A 20,965-nucleotide genomic window follows, 5' to 3' on the forward strand; every position below is an offset into this window, starting at 1 on the left:
TGATTTTATTCATACTTAGAACAATTTTAAACCACTTAATTACTAAATAAAAATGAGAAAAATTTTAATAACCATAACGTTATGCAGCCTTAGTTTTACGGCAAAATCCCAAAATGCAAGTGTTGAAAAAACATTATTTGGAATTCAGACTGGATTTTTGGGTATTTGGGTGTATAATGAAACCAAATTATCAAATCAGATTGTCACCAGAACAGAAGTAGGTTTAGATAGCGGAATTTGGGGAGGCGATTATTATGATAAAACAGGATTTTTAATGACACCTATAATAACTGTCGAGCCACGTTGGTATTACAATTTGAATAAAAGAGAACCCAAATCAAAAAGAATTGATGGAAATAGTGGAAATTTTATTTCGCTTAAAACGAGTTATCACCCGGATTGGTTTGTTATTTCAAATTATGATGATGTAAATATTATTAGTGACATTTCAGTGATACCAACCTGGGGAATCAGAAGGAATATAGCAAAACAGTTTAATTATGAAGCTGGTATTGGAATTGGATACAGGTATATTTTCGCTAAACAGGCTGGTTATCTTGAAAACGAAAGTGACGTAACGATAAATTTGCACCTTCGGATAGGTTATAAATTCTGATAAAAATGAAAGCATAACTGCCGTTCAGTTTTACAAGAGAAACAACAGTTATGCGAACCGTAAATAGCAGTTTTTTAAAGTGTTATCTTAAAATTTTTATCCGTTGCCAACAGAATAAAGGTAAGTATACACATGAGTAAGGAATTGTAAAAATGTTGATATTCCTGATGTGCCATATGTGCCGTAAATGCTCCCACCGCAAAAGGAAATAGTAGCAGTATTCCAAAGTTTTTCAAATGAGGTTTAAAAAATCCGATTAGAACTAGGAGCACGCCTATTAGCTCACCTATACCAATGATAATTGTCCAGGTCTTATTGAAACCCAAAGATTGCATACTCTGCATCATAGATTGTTTCTGAAAAACCTTAAACAGTGAAGCATATCCGAATACATAAACATAATAAGCATAACTTAGCCAATGAATGATTGGTACAATAGTTTTCATTTTATATATTTTTTTGTTCTAGCAAATATCTTTATTAACTTTCGTAAAAAATAGAACATACAAAATTGTAGGGTACTAACAAAAAAGTAAGTATGGATAAAAGAAAAGAGAATTCAACCAACAGTATCAATGAGGCGTATTGGAATAACAACTGTGGCATTGCATTTACCCTGTCTTTGATTGGAGGACGATGGAAAATAAATATACTGTCTTATCTCTTGAATGAAAAAATACTTAGGTATAGCGAACTAAGAAACAGATTAGTCGGGATTTCTGAACGAATGCTGATTTCACAATTAAAAGAACTGGAAAAAGACGGATTAGTTAATAGGATTGTTCATCAGCAAGTACCTCCAAAGGTTGAATATGAATTGACAGAACGTGGATTATCACTTCAGCCTCTATTAGATTTGATGGATAAATGGGGTGAAGATAATTTAGGGGATAAATAGGATGGGAAGCACTATTTCCACACTAGGCAATACAATGATAGAAGAGTACGATATCGCAATTTTCGGAGGCGGAATTTCAGGATTTTCAAGCGCATTAAGACTCCAAACTAAAGGATATAGGACAATTGTTTTCGAATCCCATGGACAATTGGGAGGATGTGCAGGGTTTTTTACAAAAAAGAATTTTTCATTTGATGTTGGGGCTACTACTTTGGTAGATTTCGTAGAAGGTGGAATTGGTGGAAATTTCTTTAGGGATATTAATTTAGAACTTCCAAAAGGAGAATACATTGAATATGTTGCATGGCTACCTGACAGACAAGTTATACTCTATCGAGATATTGAAAAATGGAAAAGGGAGCGTTTAGATAAATTAGGATCAACCGACAGGCACATTAAATTTTGGAAACTAATGGACGAGGTAACTGAAACTTTTTGGAATGCCAGTAGGAAAAATGTCAAATTGCCAATCCGTAGTCCGAAGGATTTTTATGCTGTAATAAAAGCGATTGGAATACAAAATTTGTATTTGTCAAAATATATCAATTCAACAATGCTTGATATATTAAAAAAATACAATTTGGAAGATGATAAACCGCTACTAGGTTTACTCTCAATGCTTATAGAAGACACAGTTCATAGTAGTATTGACAAAGCACCTTTTATTAATTCGGCATTAGGGACTACTATTCGAGGCGCTGGACTTATGCGGGCAGACGGAGGGATGAAGAGTTTTTGGCATTATTTATCAAACCATTATTTGAAAATAGGAGGGACATTAAAAAAAGGAAATAGGGTTGTAGATTTTAAACATGAAAAGGAATATTGGAGTATAACTACAAGCAAAGGAGTTTTTAAGTCTAAAAAGATAATAAGCTCATTACCAATTGATCTTACGTATAAAATTGGGACTGATGCTGTAAAGAGCAAATTAGAGCCATACATAGAAAGAAACAAGAATCATCAAGGAAGTGCAATAGTCGTTTTTTTGGGTGTTCCTGAAGTGGAAATTTCTAATCAGACATACACTCATCATCAGATTTTATTGGATTATAAAGCAGAGTTAGGAAATGGAAATAATATGTTTATTTCAATATCCGCAAAAGGCGATACTGTTTCAGCACCAGCAGGATTTCGTTCTGTAATGATTTCAACTCATTGTGAACTTTCCGAATGGCAAAATTTATCAGAAACTGAATATGAAATAAAAAAACAGGATATCGGACAAAAATTAATTGAAAGTGCAAGAAAAGTCTATCCAAGCCTTGGTGAAAATGCAATTATTTATGAAATAGGAACGCCATTAACCTATCAAAAATTCACAAACAGGACTAAAGGAAATGTTGGAGGGTTTAAACAGACTCTTGAAAATTCAAACTTTAATGCAGTTCCGCATGACATAGGAATAGAAAATATGTGGCTTACGGGTGACAATACTTGGCCAGGACTTGGAACTGTTGCAGGATTGATTTCAGGTAGAATAGCAAGTGAATATGCTGAAAAATAAAAATATCGGCTAAGTAGCTATTAAATAAAAATGAATATTCATACAGCAGATAATAAGTAGTATAAAAAGATATATATTACATACGAAATTAGAGTACTAATTGATCTTTTTAAAACCTTGAAAATCATGGAAAATAACAAAGCGTCATCATTTATTTTTGGCATTATAGCAATCATTTTAGGAAGCGTCTTATTCAAGCAGTTCGATTTTAAAACCCTAAAATTTGAACATACAGGATTAGCTATTGTTTATGGGATTACTTTTTTATTCTCCATTTACATCCTGGTGAAAAACTACAAAAACAAACAAAAAAAATAAAAACAGCCTTTACAGGAATATGCCTGCGATGCTACTTTACAGTTGCGTTAGGCGGATTTATGTGAAAAATCAGCAACGATTCTTTAATTAAACTTAATACAAAACATAAAAATTACTTACCACATAATGAAAAGAAGAATTTTCCCCTTTCTACTATTAACTTTTTCAACTTTTAGTTACGCTCAAAATTGTGATTGCGAAAGCAATTTTAATTGGGTAAAGAAAACATTTGAAGAAAATGATGCAGGATTTGAATACATTGTTAGTAAAAAGGGAAAAGATGCTTATGAGCTACACAGTAAAATGTATTTAGAAAAGGCAAAGCAGCTCCCAAATGATAAAGAATGTGCGATAGTGATAGATAAATGGGTAAGGTTTTTTCGGGACGGGCATATAGGAATTAAATACTTAAAAGAGCCTGTTCAGGAAACTAATTTTACTGTTGAAAACCTTCCTATTAACGAGAAAGATTTTAAAAAATATATAGACAAGAAGAAAACATTAAACAAATATGAAGGTATTTGGAGTTTTGGAAGTTATGTTATTGCTATAAAACAGAGAAATAACGAATATGTAGGAACTATTCTTTCATCCACAAATAAAAATTGGAAAGTGGGAGATGTAAAAACTGTTTTTACTGAAAATAACGGAACTCTTTATTTAGGAAATAAATCTCCGCAAAAAGTCAGTAAAATTACAGCTATTGGAAATACGTATTTAAAACTTGATAATACGATTTTACAAAAAACATATCCGGAACTTAAGGAAGATGCTGTCCTTTTGAAAGAGATCCAACGATTAGGTACGACAAAACCGGTATTTGAAAAATTAAATGAAAACACAGCCTATTTAAGAATTCCGGACTTCGAAATTTCTGAAAAGAAATATATTGACAGTATAATTGCAAAAAACAGGGACATAATTTTAGCAACAAAAAACCTGATTATTGATGTTCGTAATAATCCGGGAGGAAGTGATGCGAGTTATAGTGCATTGATACCGTTTTTATATACAAACCCAATAAGAACAGTAGGCACTTTGTTTTATTCTACGCCTCTTAATAATCAAAGAATGTTGGAGCTTTCACAAAATCCCGATTTTGACAAAGAATCTCAGGAAAGTTTCAAAAAATATTATGAAACATTGACTGCTTCTTTGGGCAAATTTGTAAATATCTTTGACAAAGATGTTTTTGTACAGACACAGAAAGAAATAACAAAATATCCGGAAAACGTAGGTATTATCATTAACGAAAAAAACGGAAGTACGACTGAACAGTTTTTACTGACTGCAAAACAAAGCAAGAAAGTAAAACTATATGGGAAGACTACCCACGGAATGCTTGATATTTCTAATGTCAACATTATAGAATCGCCTTGCAAAGATTTTGAATTGTATTACGGCTTGTCAAGAAGTTATAGAATTCCGGATTTTGCAATTGACGATATAGGTTTGCAACCCGATTATTTTATTGATAACTCGATATCGGAATACAATTGGATACAATTTGTAGATGAAACTTTAAACGGTAAATAAAAACGATGGCCAACGAAATCCTATTTACAGAAAGACAGAGATTCAAACAATGGTGGCTTTGGCTAATCCTGTTAGGGATAAACGGACTTTTTTTATTTGGTGTGTTTAAGCAAGTGATTAATGGGCAACAATTTGGTGACAAGCCCATGAGCAACACAGGACTTTTGATAGCCGCTGGATTGACTATTCTCCTGATGATTTTATTTCTGAACTTTAGACTTGATACCCTAATTAAGAAAGACGGGATTTATGTTCGTTTTTTTCCTTTCCATTTAAAGTTTAAATATTTTGCATGGGAAAAGTTGACAAAATCCTTTGTAAGACACTATTCTCCAATTGCTGAATATGGAGGTTGGGGCTTGCGTTATGGCTTTTTAGGAAATGGAAAAGCCTATAACGTTTCGGGAGATAAAGGGCTACAGATTGAATTTACTGACAGTAAGAGACTGCTTATCGGAACTAATAAACCCGAAGAATTGACTGAAGTTTTGAAAAGAATAGGCCAATTAAAGCAATAATAGCTTAGATAACAACAATAACAAATAAGAACAATTCATAATGATAAAATTTGCTTACACTATTCTATATGTTCAGGATGTAACCAAAGCTGTTGAATTTTACGAAAATGCATTTGGTTTTACCAGAAAATTTGTGTCACCCGGAAATGACTACGGTGAGCTTTTAGTAGGAGAAAGGATACTTTCGTTTGCCTCAATATCGTTAGCAAAGTCAAATTTGAAAGATGGTTTTATAGAAAGCAATTTAGCTGACAAACCATTTGGAATTGAAATAGGTTTTACAACAGAAAATGTTGATGAAACCGTTTCAACGGCCCTAAAAGCAGGGGCAATACTTGTTGAAAATCCGAAAACAAAACCATGGGGACAAGTCGTTGCTTATATTAGAGACCTTGATGGCTTTTTAATTGAAATTTGCACGTCTATAGGTTGATGTTTGTTTTTTGAGAGCCAATAAGGTTTTCTTTGACTCCTAAATACTGCTAATCTATAACCTTTACTTCCTATTGTCATTTTCAATGGTCGACTCGTTATTTCTGAATGTGGTTTTATCTTACCGTAACAACAAAATTATATCAACTTATAAGCCGTAGCATATGCTAGCGCTTTGTTAATAGTGTTGACTTCCATTTTTAGAAGCAGGTTTCTGCGGTGAAATTTAATAGTATCGGCAGACAAGTTCAGCACGGAAGCGATTTCATTGATAGTAAGTCCTTGTGCATAAAACCGAAGAATCTGGATTTCTCTCTCAGAAAGTGCTATTTTGCTATGGCATATCCATTGATCTGTTTCGATATCATATTTCAAAATGGTAGTATCACCATCTTTGGTAAGGGTGATATTTCCAGGTAAATTGCTTGTTGCCAATGAAATCATACCCAAAATTTTCCAGATCTTGCCTTTATTGGTTAACAGTAATGGTGTAAGCCTATGGTTGACAAGCAAGGTATTTTGGCTTTCGTCAACCAGATGAAAGTTGTATGCTAATGTATAGCTTTTGCGTTCTGATTCAGGTAATGTGGCATAAAATGCAGAGCCGGCTTGATTGGCCTGGTTTACAATGGAATGATCTTCTGCTTTGATGAAGGTAGAAAAAAGCTGTTCACCCATTCCTATAATCTCTTCCGATGTGCGGTTATGCAAGAAAAAGCGATGATTTGATATGTATTCAATTTTTTTTTGAATAGAGTCAAATATATAAATGCTTTTATAAGTAAGCTGGTCGAAAGCTTTTGCTATTTCCATATAAGCTGTATGTGAAGCCTCTTCTGAATGTTTACTATTGGAGTTTTGCATGGCTCAAAAGTTAAGTGCATATATTTTCCACTACCTGAGTAGAAGTTTTGTGTGGGCTTTTTACAAAAATAGAAAATAGTTTTAATTGTTTGTTATTCAATATACTACACAAAAGGGTGGAATTTCATTTTGAAAGTAAATTCTGCCTTTTTGTGTAGCGGGTATTAACTGTTTTACAAGTAATTTTAACTAAATCAATCTTTTGCAAAAGAAAATTATTATATCAAAAAAACGAACTTCATCAGGAGTAACTCGAAAATCCTTAAAAAGAGTAGAGATCAATTTTTAAATTTTAAAGCCATGAAAAAAGTATTGTTTTTATTTTTAGTAAGCAGTTTAACACTTTTATCGTGTGACAGTTCAGATTCTACTATTGAAGAAAAGGTAATTTCTAACCAAAATGAGGATTCTGAATTAGAAAGGAAAGCCTTATCGACAATGACCGCTGGGGAATTACATAATGCCTATTTAGATGAGATGTATGCCTATTTGAGAGGAAAGGGAAATATAAGTGCCTCAAATATCCATGGGTATTCAAGAGAATTCTTTTCCACACTTGAGCATTCTGATTTAGCAATGCAAAATTATATGTATACAGTAAATAACCGAAATGTAAGGTATAATTTTTCAAGTCGCTTGAATTTTGAAATAGAAAATTTAAATCGAAGGCTAGATAATGCTGATTTCAGGAACCTAAATGAATTTAAAAACTTTGTTTTATCCTATAGACCTCAATATATAAGGGATAGAAATGATTTCATAGTTTGGGGATATTATACAGATGTGTTTACTAATTCAATCATTTATTGGGCTACAAACTTAGAACAATGGGCCAGACTAGCCAATCGAAATAACTTGACTGATTCCGCTGATAAGAAATGTAAAGAAGGCGGATGGTGGAAACGTACATGGTGTAATGTCAAACGCTATGGGTCAGTAGATGCCGGAGGAGCAGCAGCCGAAGCAGTAATTTTATTATTAGGTCCTAATCCTGTTACAATAGGAGCAGTAGCAGGGGCAGGTTTGGGGGCATCAGCTGGTGAGGTGTTAAAAGATTTAATTTTTTCATAAAAATTGATAAACAGAGATTTAATTCATCCGCTACTGCCGGCATGAATCTAAATTCCTAAAGAATGCAGGTATTTAATAATTTAAATTTTAAAGCCATGAAAAAAATTGTGTACGGAATCTTAGCAATTTGTTTGGTAACAATCGGTTGTCAGCACGAAGAGAATACATTGGAAAATTTACAAAATAAAAAAATTCCTCTTGATTCTTTTTTTGAGAAAGTTATAGCAGAAAATGTATCAACAAAAAAAGTGGATAATGCCTTTTATATTGATTATTTATGGGATAAAGAAAATAAAACGATAGAAATCATCAATATAACAGAGAAAGAACTGGATTTTTTTCCCATATCTGAAAGACCATTAAATAAAGAAAATCCAGCTGATTCAGGTTTAATAGCACCAGGGAAAAAATACAAGGTTACTTGTACTAAGGGAGGCAAAGATATTTGGACTAAAGAATGTGATGGCAAGTTTTCATGTGGTTCTTTGATTTATGATTGTCTCGAAGATAGCGGCTGTAGTACTATCTGTAAAAATAGTATGATATATATGCCGGAAAACAATGAGTTTATTTTGATGGAAATATGATTTTCGAAAATAACAGAAGTTGATATCCGGACTTATTTTATGAATCTTTCCAGGCAATGACTTCACTGCCTGACATAAGATTTGATTTTCTAACCTTTAAAAAGATATATTTTGTTTTCATTCTTTATTTTCTTGATTATTTTCTTTTTGTTAGTACTGCTGCTGAAGAAAATAAATTCTAAAAAATAAGTCTTTTGCTACTATCACTTTATGAAACCGAATTGGTGTAAATTATAATCTGATATTGCTGAGTTTTTATTTAAGTCAAATCAAACTGCGTAAAAAGCAGATATAGATTCCATTAACCCCAAAACCCGCTTTATAAGCGGGTTTTGGGGTTTAAGTAAGCTCTTTTATTATTTATTTTTTAGCAGATTATAAGGTTGTTTGATTTTGAATTTAAAAACAGTTCATCATAAAAATATAACAGTTCGGTAATTAAAAATTGAGCATTCATTTTGCCACAGATACATTTGTATCAAAATAAAATATAACCAATAACCATGAAGAAATTTTTAAAAATCATCAAGTTCACATTTACAGCTATTATAAGCATCTTTCTACTTTTGTTCGTATATTTTTTTATAAGCAACAAATTATTTCTGGGATCCAAAAATGAAGACAACATTAGCTATCTGACAAAAAATAAAACTGAAATCACAGATTCAATTAATAGTGAATTGTTTGACGAGGATTTTTACAAATCACAGGTCTTCCTTTTAGGAGAAATTCATGGTTATGCCGACAATCAAAGACTGGACAAAGAGCTATTGTTCTTCCTGAACAAAAAGGCAGGAGTTAAATATTATATTGCAGAGATGGATAGCTTGACAGCCAAAAAGCTAAATGTCTTTTTGAAAAGCGATACAAAAGACGAAACGAAATTAAAAGAAGTTGTTGTGGCTATAAATCAAAGAATTCCGCAACAATCCAGTCAGGAATTATTTGATAAATGGAATGAGATTTACGATTATAATCAAAAGCTATCGGATTCCTTAAAAATTACTGTAATTGGAATAGACAAGAATTTTGATGATGTTTCAAAAGTATCAAGAGATTCTGTTATGTTGGTGAATTTTAAAAATGTCATCAAAAAAATGAAACTCGAAAATGAGAAATTCTACGGACTTTTTGGATATTTCCATGCGCTACAAAATAAAACAGAAAATGGAAAAGAAACATTTGCTTCAGGATTAAAAAAATCAGGTATTAAAACCACCAGCTTTGTTAGTTATACGATAGATAGTGAAATGTATCTTCCTAAAAATCCTCAATTTCCAACACCAGAAGACGAAAAAATTGATTGGGTTAATGCAGATGGTCCTTTGCAATTAGTTAAGGGAATAAAAGACCTGAAAGAATTAAGTAAACCAAATGCAATAACACTTTTCAAGATTGATGCACCAAATTCACCTTACTTTAAATCACAACATCTAATAAATGTGAAATCGAGAATTTTTGGAGAAAATATTGTTCCAAAAGAAGGTACTTTTACGACAGATTATTTTCAATATGTATTTTTGTTGAGAAACTCTAAAGCACTAACAAAACTAAAATAGAAAACAACAGCCGATTAGGGTAAAAGCCTAAAGTTGAACCCAATTTAAATTATATTGATTGCCGGAACGTTATATCAATATGTTCTGTAGGCTTATTTATATTTTGCGCCTCTGCGTCTTTGCAAGAAAATAATTATTCTCATAGACGCAGAGGCGCAAAGTTCGTAAAGAGAAAATTATTGAAAGCTAACCTTTTTTGTGTCTATTAATGAAGAATCAAATCCCCAAAATTTTAATATTCTCCAGATTAGTAATCGGATTTCTAATTGTTATTATAAGCTATATAAATATTGAAAACTACAAGCCAATAGCTATATCTCTATTAACAATTGGTCTTTTGACAGATATATTCGATGGAATTATTGCAAGAAAATTAAATATTTCAACACAACTGCTACGAAGGCTGGATTCTACTATTGACCAAATTTTTTTCATTTGTGTTGCGTTTGCAACCTATATCCAATGTCCGGAGTTTTTTAAAAATAATATACTATTGGTTTCTATTCTTATTGGAACCGAAATTCTGACATATGCTATCAGTTTTTTAAAGTTTAGGAAAGAAATAGCAACACATTCACTTGGTGCAAAATTTTGGACATTATTATTATTTGGAACGCTTATTCAAGTAATAGTTGAATGTCAATCGACTTATCTGTTTCAAATGTGTTTTTGGGTTGGAATCATTACGCGAATTGAAATCATAGGCATTATCCTAACGCTAAAAAAGTGGACAAACGATGTTCCTTCGCTTTATCATGCAATACAGCTCAGAAAAGGGAAAGAAATAAAGCGAAGAAAATTGTTTAACGGCTAATAATAAAGTATCTTAGAACATGTTTTTGTGGAAGCTGGAAGAAGGAAAACTTGAATAAAACAACCGTGAAATAATAAACCGACCTGCTATGAGTAATACTCCTCAAAATGTAACCGATTATCCCAATGATAATACCTATTTTCTGGTATGGAATTTCAAGGAAGATATTCTGGCAGAAAAAATAAAGGCCGGATTCCAAAGAATATGTGCTTTGGTAATAAATATCAATAATTCTGCCCTTGACCGGTTTCCGGATTCTAAAGCGAGCTGTGTTATGGGAATAGGTCATGAAGCATGGCTAAAACTTGATTTGCCAAAACCGCTGCCAAAAGAGTTGAAAGCATTTGAGCCTATTGTAGGCGATAAACATATTGCCGTTGCGACTAAAGGAGATCTTCATTTTCATATCCGCTCTGACCAAAAAAGTTTTGCTTATGACATGTCCTCGATGATTTCGGACTTTATGAAAGATATTGCAGATTGTGCTGTTGAGGTTCAGGGGTTTCGTTATTGGGATAGCCGATCTATTTTAGGATTTGTGGATGGAACGGAAAATCCGCATGGAAAAGATCGGGATTATTTTTCAGTAATCAATGAACAGGATTTAAAATATCAGGGAGGGAGCTACCTTTTCGTTCAGAAGTACATCCATAATCTTGACGCATGGAAATCGCTTTCTGTTGAAGAACAGGAAAAAGTAATAGGCAGGTCGAAGGATCAGGATATAGAAATGGATGATGATGTAAAACCTAAAAATTCGCATATAGCCTTATCCAATGTGGGTGATGATTTAAAGGTTGTTCGTGACAATATGCCCTTTGGAAATGTTGCTACAAATGAAATGGGAACCTATTTTATATGTTATGCAAGTACTTTCAGTACAGTAGAAAAAATGCTGACCAATATGTTTATAGGTGATCCTCCAGGCAATTATGATCGTATTCTGGATTTTAGTACTGCCAAAACGGGAACATTGTTTTTCGTTCCTTCATTGGATATGCTTGCTGATTTTTCAGGATAGAATGGTAGGGTTACAGGCCTTTTTGCTTCATTTTCAAATTTGTGAGATACTCAACCCAGTATTTATAGGTGGTTTCGTCTAGGTAACTGTTTAATCGCAATCCTTCAATTCTGTTAAGCATCGAATCCAAAAGTGCTATTGATTCAACGGTGTTTTCCTCAAAGAAAAATATAATCCATTGATCTAAAAGGTTACTTGCTAATGCATCATTTGCTAAAGTAAATATATGTCCTAAGAGGTAGTTATCCTCATAGGTTTCGCTAAAATCGTCATGCAAAACAAAAGCAAGAAATTCTAAATCTTTATTACTCCATGAGGATAGTTTTTCGATTAATTCCTTACGGTCTGTTGTCGTAAACGATTTTAAGACTTGAAGTGCTGCATGACCGATTCCGTCTATTTCATATAGGGCTTGGATACCTACGGAATATAGTTTTGTTATTTCCTCATGTAAAATTTCAACCTTTGATTTCTGCGGAATCATTTGATTTGTTTTATAAAAGATTGCAAAAAATATACCATTAGAAAAGTAATATAAATTCCTTTTTTTGTTAACGAAAGTTTATACGAATATATCATATATGCTATTAATTTTACGCCATGACTAAAATAAAAAGAATAACTCCAACAGATTTCAGAGGAGAGTTTATGTCGGAAATGTCGACTGACTTTGCGATTTTAAGGACGCCCATCCAAATACACGATATAGCAAAAACATCGGGTTTTATTAAAGTGCCTACACCGTTGCATAGACCAGAATTCAATTTTATAGTTCATATTACCAAAGGAAGTGCAAAACAGCAGGTAGATGCTAATTTGGTGCCCGTAAAAGAAAATGAAATCTTATTTGTAAGGCAAGGCAATGTGACTTCATTAATGGAAGTAAGTCCGGATGCAGCCGGACATATGATTTTATTCGAAGATCAGACGCTCAACCAATTGTTATCAAAACAAGAGCTCATTAAACTCTTTTCTGTCAATGTGGTTATTGATTTGCCTGAAGAGAGTAGTGTATGGTTAACCTCTTTATTTGAACTGTTGAGTATTGAGATTTACCAGCCAAATCCAAACCTTGGTATCTGTTACTCTCTTTTTCAAGCAGGGTTGCAGAAAATTTTTACTTCAAGCAAAGAACTCAATAAAAACATAAACCGAAGTGCTGAAATCACTTTCAATTTTAAGGAACTGGTTTATAAATACCATCTGGAACATAAGCCAATTTCATTTTATGCCACGGAACTCTCTGTTTCCGAAAACTACCTTCATAGATGTATCAAAGAAACCATTGGTGAAAGTCCAAAGGAATGGATCAACAAAGTGAGTATCCTGCAAAGCCAGTTGCTCTTACAAGACTTGACCAAGAGCATTTCTGAAATTGCTTTTGAGCTCAATTATGGCGACCCTAGTTATTTTGGGCGTCTCTTTAAAAAGATAACCGGAGTAACCCCATCGGAATATCGAATTTCTTTTATGCAAGATTTGTCCGAGTAAAGTGTGATTTAGTTTTAAAGCAATTCTTGTTTTCAGACCACCTTTGTATTATTAAATATAAAGAAGATGAAAACATTAATAGTTATTAAAAACAGTGTTAGCAGTAGCAAACTTTCAATTACTTCTCATTTTAAATATAAAGTTATGGACAAAGGGTCATGTCTTTGTTTATTCTTATTTTTTTCTCTCTTTTTTTCAAATAAAAGCCATGGCCAGATTATTCAGGATATTAGTGGGGTTGCTATCACTAGTCATGCTAAAGCTACTTTTAAAGATCTGCCACCCGAAAGTTTAAATTCAGGGAATAAGTTTCAACTGAATACTTATGATGCCTGGTTGCCTGTGCCACCTATCAGAATTGGAAAAACTACCATCTTTAGTAATCTGAATTACCGTTTGATGGATTTCAATTACGATAACAATACAGATGATCCCAATCGTATTGAAAAAATTCAGGAAATCAAATCCGTAATAGTTATCAGACACCCTATTTCAAGTAAGTGGTCTATTTTGACGATAGCTATGCCCACTTTTGCAGGAGAAAAGTCCGTTTCTTCTAATGATCTTATTCTGGACGGAATACTTGGAGTATCGAAAAAATTTGGTGCCGAATTGAATCTTGAAATTGGATTTGGTGTCCATGCCATGTATTCCTTCGGTGAGACATTGATTACTCCAGGAATATCATTTGATTATCGAAGCACAAACAATAAATGGCTGGCCCAGTTTTATTGGCCGAGGTTAAACGTACTCTATAACGTAAACGCAAATACCCAGATAGGTTTGGCTGGTTCGATAGACTGGACACGGTTTAATCTGAAAAATTATCGTGGTTACAATGGTAAAGAAGTCGATTATGCTCAATTCTCCACTATTCATGGCGGCTTGCAGTTACACCAACATTTGATAGGAGGTGTCTGGCTTCAGGTACAAGGAGGAGTTGGACTTTTGAATCGTTATGAATTGTTTGATACCAACCAAAAATCGGTAAACGATTTCTCTGTTTCTAATATGGCTTACGGAAAAGCCACACTGACCTATCGCATTGGTAGAAGATAAATAATTAAAATCCATTAAATAAATCACATGAGTGCCATGAAAAACACAAATCAACTTCCTTCAGCTTTTAGCCTGCGTACCTTAGTTCTGGCAGCTGTGCCTTCTTATGTATTTCCTACCCTGATGTCTTTTCTATCAGGCTATTTTCTTCAAAAAACGGAGCTTATGATGGCTAGCTATACAACTATAGGGCTATCATCTTTAGTATCAACCATATTGAGCTTTATGATACTCTGGCAACTCGAGTTAAAACAGATCTTAGTGCAAAACAAGTGGGTGAGAGCTCTGCTTATCATCTTGCTAATGATTAGTCTTGGTGCCTTTTGCGCATTCCTATTTGATCTGCCATCAGAATACTTCAACATAACATTTTCAGCCTTTCTGGGAGCAACAATAATAACAATCCGTCAAAAAGTAAAAAATTATAAAGATGAAAAAAATTAAACCAACTATAGTTGTTTTCGGCTGTACTGGTACCGTTGGGAAAGAAGTAATGCGCCAGTTAAAAGATCGTGATTGTATGGCAAGGGGAGTTCTTAGAAATCCAGAACGCACTTATCCTGTGTTGATAGATAGCGGTTCGTCGAACATAGCCTATGTAAGTGCCGACTTAAATTCAAAAGAACAGCTTGAAAAAGCTTGTGCCGGGGCAGATGCTTTGTTTCTGCTGACTGCAACATCTCCAAATCAGGTTGGTTATGAAATTAATATAATTGATGCAGCCAAACAAAGCGGTATTAAAAGAATCGTGAAGTTGTCAGCGCCAATAGTTCAGTCATCAGCTCACGTAGAAGTCAGCCAATGGCATAGTAAAATAGACGATTATCTTATCCAAAACATAGATGAGTTCTGTTGCCTGAGACCGCATTCGTTTATGCAAAATTGGGAACGAAATACATTCACGATTCAATATTTTGGTAAAATTTACGGGGCATTAGGAAATGCTAAGAGAAATTATGTCGATTGTCGTGATGTGGCAACCGTAGCGGTAAATTATTTATTGGCAACGGAACAAGTAAAGTTACGTTCCGTTATTCTGGCAGGTCCGCAGGCTATTACAAATGTGGAAATGGCAGAAAAATTATCTCGAATAACCGGACGGAAAATTGAATATGTAGACATTAAGCCAGGCGAACTATTTAGTCAATTAACCAAAAAAGCAAAATTACCCAATTGGTTGGCTAACCATATTGTCGAACTTGATGATTTGGCAATCAAGGTTCCAGAGCCGGAAACGGATACGGTTACAGGCTTAATTTTAAGAAAACCACGTATCATGGATGAATACCTGCAGGAATATAGGCATCTTTTTAAAAGAAAGCCGCTTTGGAAACTCTTGTTTTAGTTTTCATATTCCGTCAAAAAAAACTTCCAGAAACCATTACTGATTTCCGGAAGTCCAAATTAAAAAAAACTAAAAACTATTTTCTGAATATAATCTTCTTGTTGTTTCATTGCCCTGTTTAAAATAAACACCATCTGGAAAACGTTCAATAAAAGGCATAATTTTCATTCTAAGTGAAGGGACAATCTTGTTTTGATTTGCGGAAATTACATATTTATAAGTAATAATCCTATATCTATAATGCGTAAAAATTATCTTTTTAACTAGTGCATTGATTTTTTGACAATTACCTATGCTGTAAAATCAAAAAACAGAAAAGAAATACTGAAGATTATACTATTGCTTGAAAATAGATTGTGGATTAAAAAAAAGGGACAAACCAGAATTATTCCGATTTGTCCTTTTTGAAGTGACCACGATGGGATTCGAACCCATACGCCTTGCAGCACCACCCCCTCAAGATGGCGAGTCTACCAATTTCTCCACGTGGCCGTAAACAAAAAAAGTTACTCGCCGTAGCGAATAACTTTTGTGACCCGACTGGGGCTCGAACCCAGGACCCCATCATTAAAAGTGATGTGCTCTACCGACTGAGCTATCGAGTCTTTAGCATTCAATGAAATTTCAAAATTTTGTAGTGACCCGACTGGGGCTCGAACCCAGGACCCCATCATTAAAAGTGATGTGCTCTACCGACTGAGCTATCGAGTCATTATTAATTTCTTGAATGCGGGTGCAAATATACGTTCTTATTATTTATTTTTCAAAGCAATTTTGTTTTAAATTTGTCTTTTTTTACTAATCTTTTATAATGCCTTAATTTATAAGGTTTTACTTTAATGATAAAAATTGTTTTATTGGGTTATATGGGGTCGGGTAAGTCAACAATTGCCCATCTGCTGTCTGAAAAAACTCAAATCGAGGCTCTTGATCTGGATAAAATTATCGAAGAAAGAGCAGGAATGTCTATAAAAAATATTTTTGAACAGAAGGGAGAAGTCTTTTTTCGGAAGCTGGAAAATCAGATTTTTAAAGAATTGATCTCATCTGAAAAAGAAATGATCCTTAGTCTGGGTGGTGGCACGCCGTGCTATGCTAACAATCACGAATTGCTTAATGGTGATGGGGTGACTTCTTTTTATTTGAAAGCTTCGATAGAAACTCTTCATAACAGGCTGCTTTCTATAAGAGATAACCGTCCGTTGATTGCAGAGCAGGAAGAAGAGGAAATGAAAGAGTATATAGCAAAGCACCTTTTTGATCGCAGTTATTACTACAATCAGGCTACACATATTGTGCCTGTCGATGACAAGTCTCCGGAAGAAGTCGCAGATGAAATAAACCGTATCCTAGCTTAAATAAGCATAGTCTTCCTTGTCTTCAAAAACAACCTGAACATGCTCTTGTAATGAGGTAGAAAGTGAAATCCCTTTAAAATCGGCTTTTACAGGGTATTTCTTGTGATTTCGGTCTACAAGTACCGCAGTCTTGAATTTCTTCAAAGGAACGTCTAAAAAGTGCTTTACGCCATAGGCTAGTGTAGTGCCGGAGTTTAATACATCATCTACAAGAACAAGACCCTTGTTTTCGTATTGCTTTTTTTCTAAAGATGTAGTCACTTCCTTATGCGGATTCTGCTTATCAATAAAAACTTCGCAAAGAGCTATTTTCAAAGGCGATATTTGGGTGAGTTTTTGAGCAATTTTTTCAGCAAAAACATAACCGTTTTTCGCTATTCCGGCAATGACAATTTCTTCTTCGTCAACAAAAGTTTCGTATATCTGATAAGCGATTCGAAGGATTTTGTGTTCGATTTCTTGGTTGTTGAGGATGATATTCTTGCTCATTTTGATTTATTTTTTTCAAAGATAAAAAACGCTTTGCTTGTTTGTAATATGTGGGCGTTTATATTTTAATTATTGTTCCGTATCGTCTTCGTTATCGTCAAAATCCAGGTTAAATCCGTCAATATCCCTACGGTCTTTTTTTGTTGGCCTTCCTTCACCATGCTTTCTGTAGTGTTCTTTTGAAAGTTTCAGGAGTTCCAGATGTTGGAATGCTTCAATAGGAGTTTCGTCTTTTCGATAAATATCAACAAGTTTGGCGCCCACACGGTTTTGTGGAATGTCTAAGACGATAACCGTATGTATAATCTGATCTTTCCTGAAGGTAATCTTGTCCGTAGGGAAGACTTCTTTTGAAGGTTTTGCAACTTGTCCGTTTACGGTAATATGGTTCTTTTTGCATGCTTCAGTAACCATGTTGCGTGTTTTATAATATCGAACACACCAGAGGTATTTATCTACTCTCATTCTAAAACTAAATTCTACGTTAATTTATTTACAAAAATAAATCAAAATTGTATCTTGCGCCTCTAAAATCAATAATAATGACCAGAATTAAGCTTTTTTTAATAGCTATAGTTTCAAGTACGGTGCTTTTTTCATGTAAAAAAGACGATGATTCCTCTAAAGTAGCTCCACCAAGAGATAGAGCGACACAGTATGCTTCAGACATACAGGATATCGAAACCTACTTAAAGACGCATTATCTTACCGTTGCTATAGATGCCAATAATAACCCGGTTCCTACCATCATTCAGATTCCAGAAGGAGGTACACAGGTTTCTATTTGGGATCAGCAAGACTATCAATTGAAATCTAAGATAGTTAAGAATGACGGAAGAACGTATACAAATGCAGATCCTATTGTAGGAAAGCTAATTAATGACCCGGTTGAATATAAATTATATTATTTGAAAATAAGAGAAGGAGTAGGCCAGTCTCCAACGAAAGTAGATTCTACTTTAGTGACCTATAGAGGTAATGCTTTAGACGGAACACAATTTGATTACAGACCAAATCCGGTTTGGTTTTCACAAGAAAGTGTGGTTTCTGGATGGAGAAATATAATGACCGAGTTTAAATCTGGAAATGCTGTTGATGATCCATCTAATCCTGGAGGAACATTGCTAACAGATTATGGTGTGGGGATTGTATTCGTGCCTTCTGGTTTAGGTTATTTTAATGGAGCTCCGGCTGGTTCAGGATTGTCTTCTTATTCACCTTTGGTGTTTACAATCAATCTACATTCAGTAAAATTTGCTGATAATGATGGAGACGGAATTCTGTCGTATTTAGAAGATTTGAATGGAAATGGCAATTATTATGACGATGATACAGATGGTGACGGTATACCGAACTTTTTAGATATTGATGATGATGGTGACCGTACAAGAACAAGAACAGAAATTAAAGATGCTTTTGGGAATATCTATCCGTTTGATTTGATACCAAACTGTTCCGGAACAACCGGAGGTTTGAAAAAACATTTAGATCCGAGCTGTCATTAATAAACAAATAAGCATAAAAAAATCCCGTTCATTTGAACGGGATTTTTTATTTATAAAGCTTTTATTCTTGTTATTTTCTTTTGATTGCTCTTTCAGCAGCTTCAACAATAGCTTGATTGTTTAGCTTGTATTTCTGCATCAATTGGTCAGGAGTTCCAGATTCGCCAAAGCTATCATTTACAGCAACGAATTCTTGCGGTGCCGGATTGTTCAACGCCAATACTCTTGATACGCTTTCTCCTAAACCACCAAGAATGTTATGCTCTTCAGCAGTAACAATACATTTTGTTTTAGCAAGTGATTTCAAGATTGCTTCCTCGTCAAGAGGTTTGATAGTATGGATGTTGATTACTTCAGCCGATATACCTTTTGCTTCTAATGCTTCTGCAGCAACCAATGCTTCCCATACCAAATGTCCGGTAGCAACAATTGTCACATCAGTTCCTTCGTTAAGCAATACTGCCTTCCCAATTTCAAATGTTCCGTTCTCTGGAGTGAAATTTGGAACCGATGGGCGTCCAAAACGAAGATAAACCGGTCCATGATGCTCTGCAATGGCAATAGTAGCTGCTTTAGTCTGATTGTAATCGCAAGTATTGATTACAGTCATACCTGGTAGCATTTTCATCAATCCTATATCTTCAAGGATTTGGTGAGTAGCTCCATCTTCACCTAGAGTAAGTCCTGCGTGTGAAGCACATATTTTTACATTTTTATCAGAATAAGCAACAGATTGGCGGATCTGATCATAAACTCTTCCAGTAGAAAAGTTAGCAAATGTTCCTGTAAAAGGAATTTTTCCACCTACAGTCATACCGGCAGCAATTCCAATCATGTTAGCCTCTGCAATTCCAACCTGAAAAAAACGTTCTGGATGATTCTTTTTGAAATCATCCATTTTTAGTGAACCGATCAAGTCAGCACAAAGTGCAACGACATTTTCATTTTTTTGACCTAATTCCGTTAGTCCCGCACCAAAACCGGAGCGAGTATCTTTATTTCCTGTATTGATATATTTTTTCATTTTTGTCTTTTTGATATACGAATAAGCTGTTAGCAATAACTTAAAGCCTACCGCTTTTTAATAATCGCTTTCGCCTTCACTGTAGTTTTGAGCCAAAGCATTTGCCAGCTGCTCGTCGTTCGGAGCTTTTCCGTGCCAAGCGTGGCTATACATCATATAGTCTACACCATTACCCATTTCTGTATGTAGCAATACGCAAACAGGTTTTCCTTTTCCTGTTCTTGATTTTGCATCGGTCATACCAGCAATAACAGCTTCGATATCATTTCCTTTCTCGATATCTAAAACATCCCATCCAAAAGCTTCAAATTTAGCTCTGATGCTTCCCATGTTCAAGACTTCGTCAGTAGGTCCGTCAATTTGTTTTCCGTTTAAATCGATTGTAGCGATATAATTATCGACTTTATAAGCCGAAGCATACATCATAGCTTCCCAATTTTGCCCTTCCTGTAATTCACCGTCACCATGAAGGCTATAAACTAAGTGAGAATCTTTATTCAGTTTTTTTGTCAAAGCAGCACCAATAGCAACAGACATTCCTTGTCCTAATGAACCGGAAGCCATACGAATTCCCGGAAGACCTTCGTGTGTTGTTGGGTGACCTTGTAATCTGGAATTAATGTGGCGGAATGTTGCCAGCTCAGATATCGGAAAATAACCGCTTCTGGCTAATACGCTGTAAAAAACAGGAGAGATATGTCCGTTTGACAAGAAGAAGATATCTTCATCCTTTCCATCCATATCGAAACCTGGTTTGCGATCCATTAAATTTTGATAAAGTGCAACGAGAAATTCCGTACAACCTAGCGAACCGCCAGGGTGACCTGAGTTTACAGCATGAACCATTCGGAGAATATCTCTGCGTACTTGAATAGTTAAGTTGTTTAATTGTTGTGTGTTAGGTTTCATTCTTATAGGATAAATTTAAACTGGCGCAAAGATAATCAGATATT

General features: G+C 34.4%; 25 protein-coding genes and 3 tRNA genes. 18 read left to right on the forward strand and 10 right to left on the reverse strand.

What is annotated here, in order from left to right; genetic code table 11:
* Nucleotides 1-52: 52 nt before the first annotated feature.
* Complete coding sequence (locus tag FJA49_RS01495; RefSeq protein ID WP_139998114.1) at nucleotides 53-616, forward strand: hypothetical protein; 564 nt, start codon at nucleotides 53-55, stop codon at nucleotides 614-616.
* Between the two features lie 74 nt (nucleotides 617-690).
* Here FJA49_RS01495 and FJA49_RS01500 read toward each other — a convergent pair whose 3' ends face one another.
* Entirely contained in the window at nucleotides 691-1,062 is a 372-nt protein-coding gene (locus FJA49_RS01500; RefSeq protein ID WP_139998116.1) for a DoxX family protein, read from the reverse strand.
* A 92-nt stretch (nucleotides 1,063-1,154) separates the two neighbouring features.
* Between FJA49_RS01500 and FJA49_RS01505 the strand changes: the two genes are divergently transcribed.
* The 6 genes from FJA49_RS01505 (at nucleotide 1,155) to FJA49_RS01530 (ending at nucleotide 5,826) form a co-directional block, all read left to right on the forward strand.
* Nucleotides 1,155-1,514: a winged helix-turn-helix transcriptional regulator gene (locus FJA49_RS01505; RefSeq protein WP_139998117.1), complete on the forward strand. Its 360-nt coding sequence runs from the start codon at nucleotides 1,155-1,157 to the stop codon at nucleotides 1,512-1,514.
* 1 nt (nucleotide 1,515) lies between these two features.
* Nucleotides 1,516-3,021, forward strand: coding sequence for a phytoene desaturase family protein (locus FJA49_RS01510; protein ID WP_199758344.1), 1,506 nt, complete (start codon nucleotides 1,516-1,518; stop codon nucleotides 3,019-3,021).
* 126 nt (nucleotides 3,022-3,147) lie between these two features.
* Nucleotides 3,148-3,339 carry a hypothetical protein gene (locus tag FJA49_RS01515; protein ID WP_139998119.1) on the forward strand — a complete coding sequence of 64 codons (192 nt, stop codon included), beginning with the start codon at nucleotides 3,148-3,150 and terminating at the stop codon, nucleotides 3,337-3,339.
* 126 nt (nucleotides 3,340-3,465) lie between these two features.
* Nucleotides 3,466-4,875, forward strand: coding sequence for a S41 family peptidase (locus FJA49_RS01520; protein ID WP_139998121.1), 1,410 nt, complete (start codon nucleotides 3,466-3,468; stop codon nucleotides 4,873-4,875).
* 5 nt (nucleotides 4,876-4,880) lie between these two features.
* A complete protein-coding gene (locus FJA49_RS01525) occupies nucleotides 4,881-5,393 on the forward strand; it encodes a hypothetical protein (protein WP_139998123.1) in 513 nt (170 codons plus the stop codon).
* Between the two features lie 40 nt (nucleotides 5,394-5,433).
* Nucleotides 5,434-5,826 (forward strand): VOC family protein, encoded by a 393-nt coding sequence (locus tag FJA49_RS01530; protein WP_139998125.1) that lies wholly within the window; start codon nucleotides 5,434-5,436, stop codon nucleotides 5,824-5,826.
* 137 nt (nucleotides 5,827-5,963) lie between these two features.
* Here the strand turns inward: FJA49_RS01530 and FJA49_RS01535 are convergent, their stop codons facing one another.
* On the reverse strand, nucleotides 5,964-6,689 hold the full coding sequence (locus FJA49_RS01535) for a response regulator transcription factor (protein ID WP_139998127.1): 726 nt from the start codon (nucleotides 6,687-6,689) through the stop codon (nucleotides 5,964-5,966).
* A 300-nt stretch (nucleotides 6,690-6,989) separates the two neighbouring features.
* Here FJA49_RS01535 and FJA49_RS01540 point away from each other — a divergent pair, with 300 nt between their 5' ends.
* The 5 genes from FJA49_RS01540 to FJA49_RS01560 all read left to right on the forward strand — a co-directional run bounded on the left by FJA49_RS01540 (nucleotide 6,990) and on the right by FJA49_RS01560 (nucleotide 11,741).
* Nucleotides 6,990-7,760, forward strand: a complete 771-nt coding sequence (locus tag FJA49_RS01540) for a hypothetical protein (protein ID WP_139998129.1) — start codon at nucleotides 6,990-6,992, stop codon at nucleotides 7,758-7,760.
* Between the two features lie 95 nt (nucleotides 7,761-7,855).
* Nucleotides 7,856-8,347, forward strand: a complete 492-nt coding sequence (locus FJA49_RS01545) for a hypothetical protein (RefSeq protein ID WP_139998130.1) — start codon at nucleotides 7,856-7,858, stop codon at nucleotides 8,345-8,347.
* 503 nt (nucleotides 8,348-8,850) lie between these two features.
* A complete protein-coding gene (locus tag FJA49_RS01550) occupies nucleotides 8,851-9,906 on the forward strand; it encodes a hypothetical protein (protein ID WP_139998132.1) in 1,056 nt (351 codons plus the stop codon).
* A gap of 208 nt (nucleotides 9,907-10,114) precedes the next feature.
* A complete protein-coding gene (locus FJA49_RS01555; protein ID WP_139998134.1) occupies nucleotides 10,115-10,720 on the forward strand; it encodes a CDP-alcohol phosphatidyltransferase family protein in 606 nt (201 codons plus the stop codon).
* 88 nt (nucleotides 10,721-10,808) lie between these two features.
* Nucleotides 10,809-11,741 carry a Dyp-type peroxidase gene (locus tag FJA49_RS01560; RefSeq protein ID WP_139998136.1) on the forward strand — a complete coding sequence of 311 codons (933 nt, stop codon included), beginning with the start codon at nucleotides 10,809-10,811 and terminating at the stop codon, nucleotides 11,739-11,741.
* Between the two features lie 10 nt (nucleotides 11,742-11,751).
* On the opposite strand, the gene FJA49_RS01565 is transcribed toward FJA49_RS01560, so the two are convergent.
* A complete protein-coding gene (locus tag FJA49_RS01565; RefSeq protein WP_139998138.1) occupies nucleotides 11,752-12,225 on the reverse strand; it encodes a hypothetical protein in 474 nt (157 codons plus the stop codon).
* Nucleotides 12,226-12,341: 116 nt separating this feature from the next.
* Between FJA49_RS01565 and FJA49_RS01570 the strand changes: the two genes are divergently transcribed.
* From FJA49_RS01570 to FJA49_RS01585, 4 genes are all read left to right on the forward strand, one after another.
* A complete protein-coding gene (locus tag FJA49_RS01570) occupies nucleotides 12,342-13,232 on the forward strand; it encodes a helix-turn-helix domain-containing protein (RefSeq protein ID WP_139998140.1) in 891 nt (296 codons plus the stop codon).
* A gap of 66 nt (nucleotides 13,233-13,298) precedes the next feature.
* The gene (locus tag FJA49_RS01575; protein ID WP_139998142.1) at nucleotides 13,299-14,291 is read left to right on the forward strand and encodes a DUF6268 family outer membrane beta-barrel protein; all 993 of its coding nucleotides are present in this window, start codon (nucleotides 13,299-13,301) and stop codon (nucleotides 14,289-14,291) included.
* A 27-nt stretch (nucleotides 14,292-14,318) separates the two neighbouring features.
* Nucleotides 14,319-14,735 carry a hypothetical protein gene (locus FJA49_RS01580; RefSeq protein ID WP_233590050.1) on the forward strand — a complete coding sequence of 139 codons (417 nt, stop codon included), beginning with the start codon at nucleotides 14,319-14,321 and terminating at the stop codon, nucleotides 14,733-14,735.
* A complete protein-coding gene (locus FJA49_RS01585; RefSeq protein WP_139998144.1) occupies nucleotides 14,722-15,636 on the forward strand; it encodes an NmrA family NAD(P)-binding protein in 915 nt (304 codons plus the stop codon). Before FJA49_RS01580 ends, FJA49_RS01585 begins: the two co-directional genes overlap by 14 nt.
* Nucleotides 15,637-16,046: 410 nt before the next feature.
* On the opposite strand, the gene FJA49_RS01590 is transcribed toward FJA49_RS01585, so the two are convergent.
* The 3 genes from FJA49_RS01590 to FJA49_RS01600 all read right to left on the reverse strand — a co-directional run bounded on the left by FJA49_RS01590 (nucleotide 16,047) and on the right by FJA49_RS01600 (nucleotide 16,347).
* Nucleotides 16,047-16,128: transfer RNA gene (locus FJA49_RS01590), tRNA-Leu, on the reverse strand.
* A gap of 40 nt (nucleotides 16,129-16,168) precedes the next feature.
* Nucleotides 16,169-16,241 (reverse strand) — tRNA-Lys (locus tag FJA49_RS01595).
* Between the two features lie 33 nt (nucleotides 16,242-16,274).
* Nucleotides 16,275-16,347 (reverse strand) — tRNA-Lys (locus FJA49_RS01600).
* 128 nt (nucleotides 16,348-16,475) lie between these two features.
* Here FJA49_RS01600 and FJA49_RS01605 point away from each other — a divergent pair.
* A complete protein-coding gene (locus FJA49_RS01605; protein WP_139998146.1) occupies nucleotides 16,476-16,994 on the forward strand; it encodes a shikimate kinase in 519 nt (172 codons plus the stop codon).
* Here the strand turns inward: FJA49_RS01605 and FJA49_RS01610 are convergent.
* Together FJA49_RS01610 and FJA49_RS01615 are read right to left on the reverse strand one after the other, a co-directional pair.
* Nucleotides 16,986-17,483 (reverse strand): phosphoribosyltransferase family protein, encoded by a 498-nt coding sequence (locus FJA49_RS01610; RefSeq protein ID WP_139998148.1) that lies wholly within the window; start codon nucleotides 17,481-17,483, stop codon nucleotides 16,986-16,988. The genes FJA49_RS01605 and FJA49_RS01610 overlap by 9 nt on opposite strands.
* A 69-nt stretch (nucleotides 17,484-17,552) precedes the next feature.
* Nucleotides 17,553-17,948, reverse strand: a complete 396-nt coding sequence (locus FJA49_RS01615; RefSeq protein WP_139998150.1) for an RNA-binding S4 domain-containing protein — start codon at nucleotides 17,946-17,948, stop codon at nucleotides 17,553-17,555.
* Between the two features lie 77 nt (nucleotides 17,949-18,025).
* Here FJA49_RS01615 and FJA49_RS01620 point away from each other — a divergent pair, with 77 nt between their 5' ends.
* Nucleotides 18,026-18,988, forward strand: coding sequence for an FKBP-type peptidyl-prolyl cis-trans isomerase (locus FJA49_RS01620; RefSeq protein ID WP_139998152.1), 963 nt, complete (start codon nucleotides 18,026-18,028; stop codon nucleotides 18,986-18,988).
* A 70-nt stretch (nucleotides 18,989-19,058) separates the two neighbouring features.
* Here the strand turns inward: FJA49_RS01620 and FJA49_RS01625 are convergent, their stop codons facing one another.
* Both FJA49_RS01625 and FJA49_RS01630 read right to left on the reverse strand, forming a co-directional pair.
* The gene (locus FJA49_RS01625; protein WP_139998154.1) at nucleotides 19,059-20,012 is read right to left on the reverse strand and encodes a transketolase family protein; all 954 of its coding nucleotides are present in this window, start codon (nucleotides 20,010-20,012) and stop codon (nucleotides 19,059-19,061) included.
* Between the two features lie 57 nt (nucleotides 20,013-20,069).
* Nucleotides 20,070-20,921 (reverse strand): transketolase, encoded by an 852-nt coding sequence (locus tag FJA49_RS01630; RefSeq protein WP_139998156.1) that lies wholly within the window; start codon nucleotides 20,919-20,921, stop codon nucleotides 20,070-20,072.
* Nucleotides 20,922-20,965 lie beyond the last annotated feature (44 nt).

The organism is Flavobacterium microcysteis (assembly GCF_006385255.1).
In the GTDB taxonomy this organism is placed as follows: Bacteria; Bacteroidota; Bacteroidia; order Flavobacteriales; family Flavobacteriaceae; genus Flavobacterium; species Flavobacterium microcysteis.

Bases quoted from the DNA above. Each gene is read 5' to 3' on its own strand.
- FJA49_RS01515 (WP_139998119.1), top strand. From the start codon at position 3,148: ATGGAAAATAACAAAGCGTCATCATTTATTTTTGGCATTATAGCAATC.
- FJA49_RS01540 (WP_139998129.1), top strand. From the start codon at position 6,990: ATGAAAAAAGTATTGTTTTTATTTTTAGTAAGCAGTTTAACACTTTTA.
- FJA49_RS01575 (WP_139998142.1), top strand. From the start codon at position 13,299: ATGAAAACATTAATAGTTATTAAAAACAGTGTTAGCAGTAGCAAACTT.
- FJA49_RS01630 (WP_139998156.1), bottom strand. From the start codon at position 20,921: ATGAAACCTAACACACAACAATTAAACAACTTAACTATTCAAGTACGC.
- FJA49_RS01565 (WP_139998138.1), bottom strand. From the start codon at position 12,225: ATGATTCCGCAGAAATCAAAGGTTGAAATTTTACATGAGGAAATAACA.
- FJA49_RS01555 (WP_139998134.1), top strand. From the start codon at position 10,115: ATGAAGAATCAAATCCCCAAAATTTTAATATTCTCCAGATTAGTAATC.
- FJA49_RS01560 (WP_139998136.1), top strand. From the start codon at position 10,809: ATGAGTAATACTCCTCAAAATGTAACCGATTATCCCAATGATAATACC.
- FJA49_RS01500 (WP_139998116.1), bottom strand. From the start codon at position 1,062: ATGAAAACTATTGTACCAATCATTCATTGGCTAAGTTATGCTTATTAT.
- FJA49_RS01520 (WP_139998121.1), top strand. From the start codon at position 3,466: ATGAAAAGAAGAATTTTCCCCTTTCTACTATTAACTTTTTCAACTTTT.
- FJA49_RS01580 (WP_233590050.1), top strand. From the start codon at position 14,319: ATGAGTGCCATGAAAAACACAAATCAACTTCCTTCAGCTTTTAGCCTG.
- FJA49_RS01545 (WP_139998130.1), top strand. From the start codon at position 7,856: ATGAAAAAAATTGTGTACGGAATCTTAGCAATTTGTTTGGTAACAATC.
- FJA49_RS01615 (WP_139998150.1), bottom strand. From the start codon at position 17,948: ATGAGAGTAGATAAATACCTCTGGTGTGTTCGATATTATAAAACACGC.
- FJA49_RS01610 (WP_139998148.1), bottom strand. From the start codon at position 17,483: ATGAGCAAGAATATCATCCTCAACAACCAAGAAATCGAACACAAAATC.
- FJA49_RS01525 (WP_139998123.1), top strand. From the start codon at position 4,881: ATGGCCAACGAAATCCTATTTACAGAAAGACAGAGATTCAAACAATGG.
- FJA49_RS01495 (WP_139998114.1), top strand. From the start codon at position 53: ATGAGAAAAATTTTAATAACCATAACGTTATGCAGCCTTAGTTTTACG.
- FJA49_RS01570 (WP_139998140.1), top strand. From the start codon at position 12,342: ATGACTAAAATAAAAAGAATAACTCCAACAGATTTCAGAGGAGAGTTT.
- FJA49_RS01510 (WP_199758344.1), top strand. From the start codon at position 1,516: ATGGGAAGCACTATTTCCACACTAGGCAATACAATGATAGAAGAGTAC.
- FJA49_RS01550 (WP_139998132.1), top strand. From the start codon at position 8,851: ATGAAGAAATTTTTAAAAATCATCAAGTTCACATTTACAGCTATTATA.
- FJA49_RS01535 (WP_139998127.1), bottom strand. From the start codon at position 6,689: ATGCAAAACTCCAATAGTAAACATTCAGAAGAGGCTTCACATACAGCT.
- FJA49_RS01605 (WP_139998146.1), top strand. From the start codon at position 16,476: ATGATAAAAATTGTTTTATTGGGTTATATGGGGTCGGGTAAGTCAACA.
- FJA49_RS01530 (WP_139998125.1), top strand. From the start codon at position 5,434: ATGATAAAATTTGCTTACACTATTCTATATGTTCAGGATGTAACCAAA.
- FJA49_RS01620 (WP_139998152.1), top strand. From the start codon at position 18,026: ATGACCAGAATTAAGCTTTTTTTAATAGCTATAGTTTCAAGTACGGTG.
- FJA49_RS01505 (WP_139998117.1), top strand. From the start codon at position 1,155: ATGGATAAAAGAAAAGAGAATTCAACCAACAGTATCAATGAGGCGTAT.
- FJA49_RS01585 (WP_139998144.1), top strand. From the start codon at position 14,722: ATGAAAAAAATTAAACCAACTATAGTTGTTTTCGGCTGTACTGGTACC.
- FJA49_RS01625 (WP_139998154.1), bottom strand. From the start codon at position 20,012: ATGAAAAAATATATCAATACAGGAAATAAAGATACTCGCTCCGGTTTT.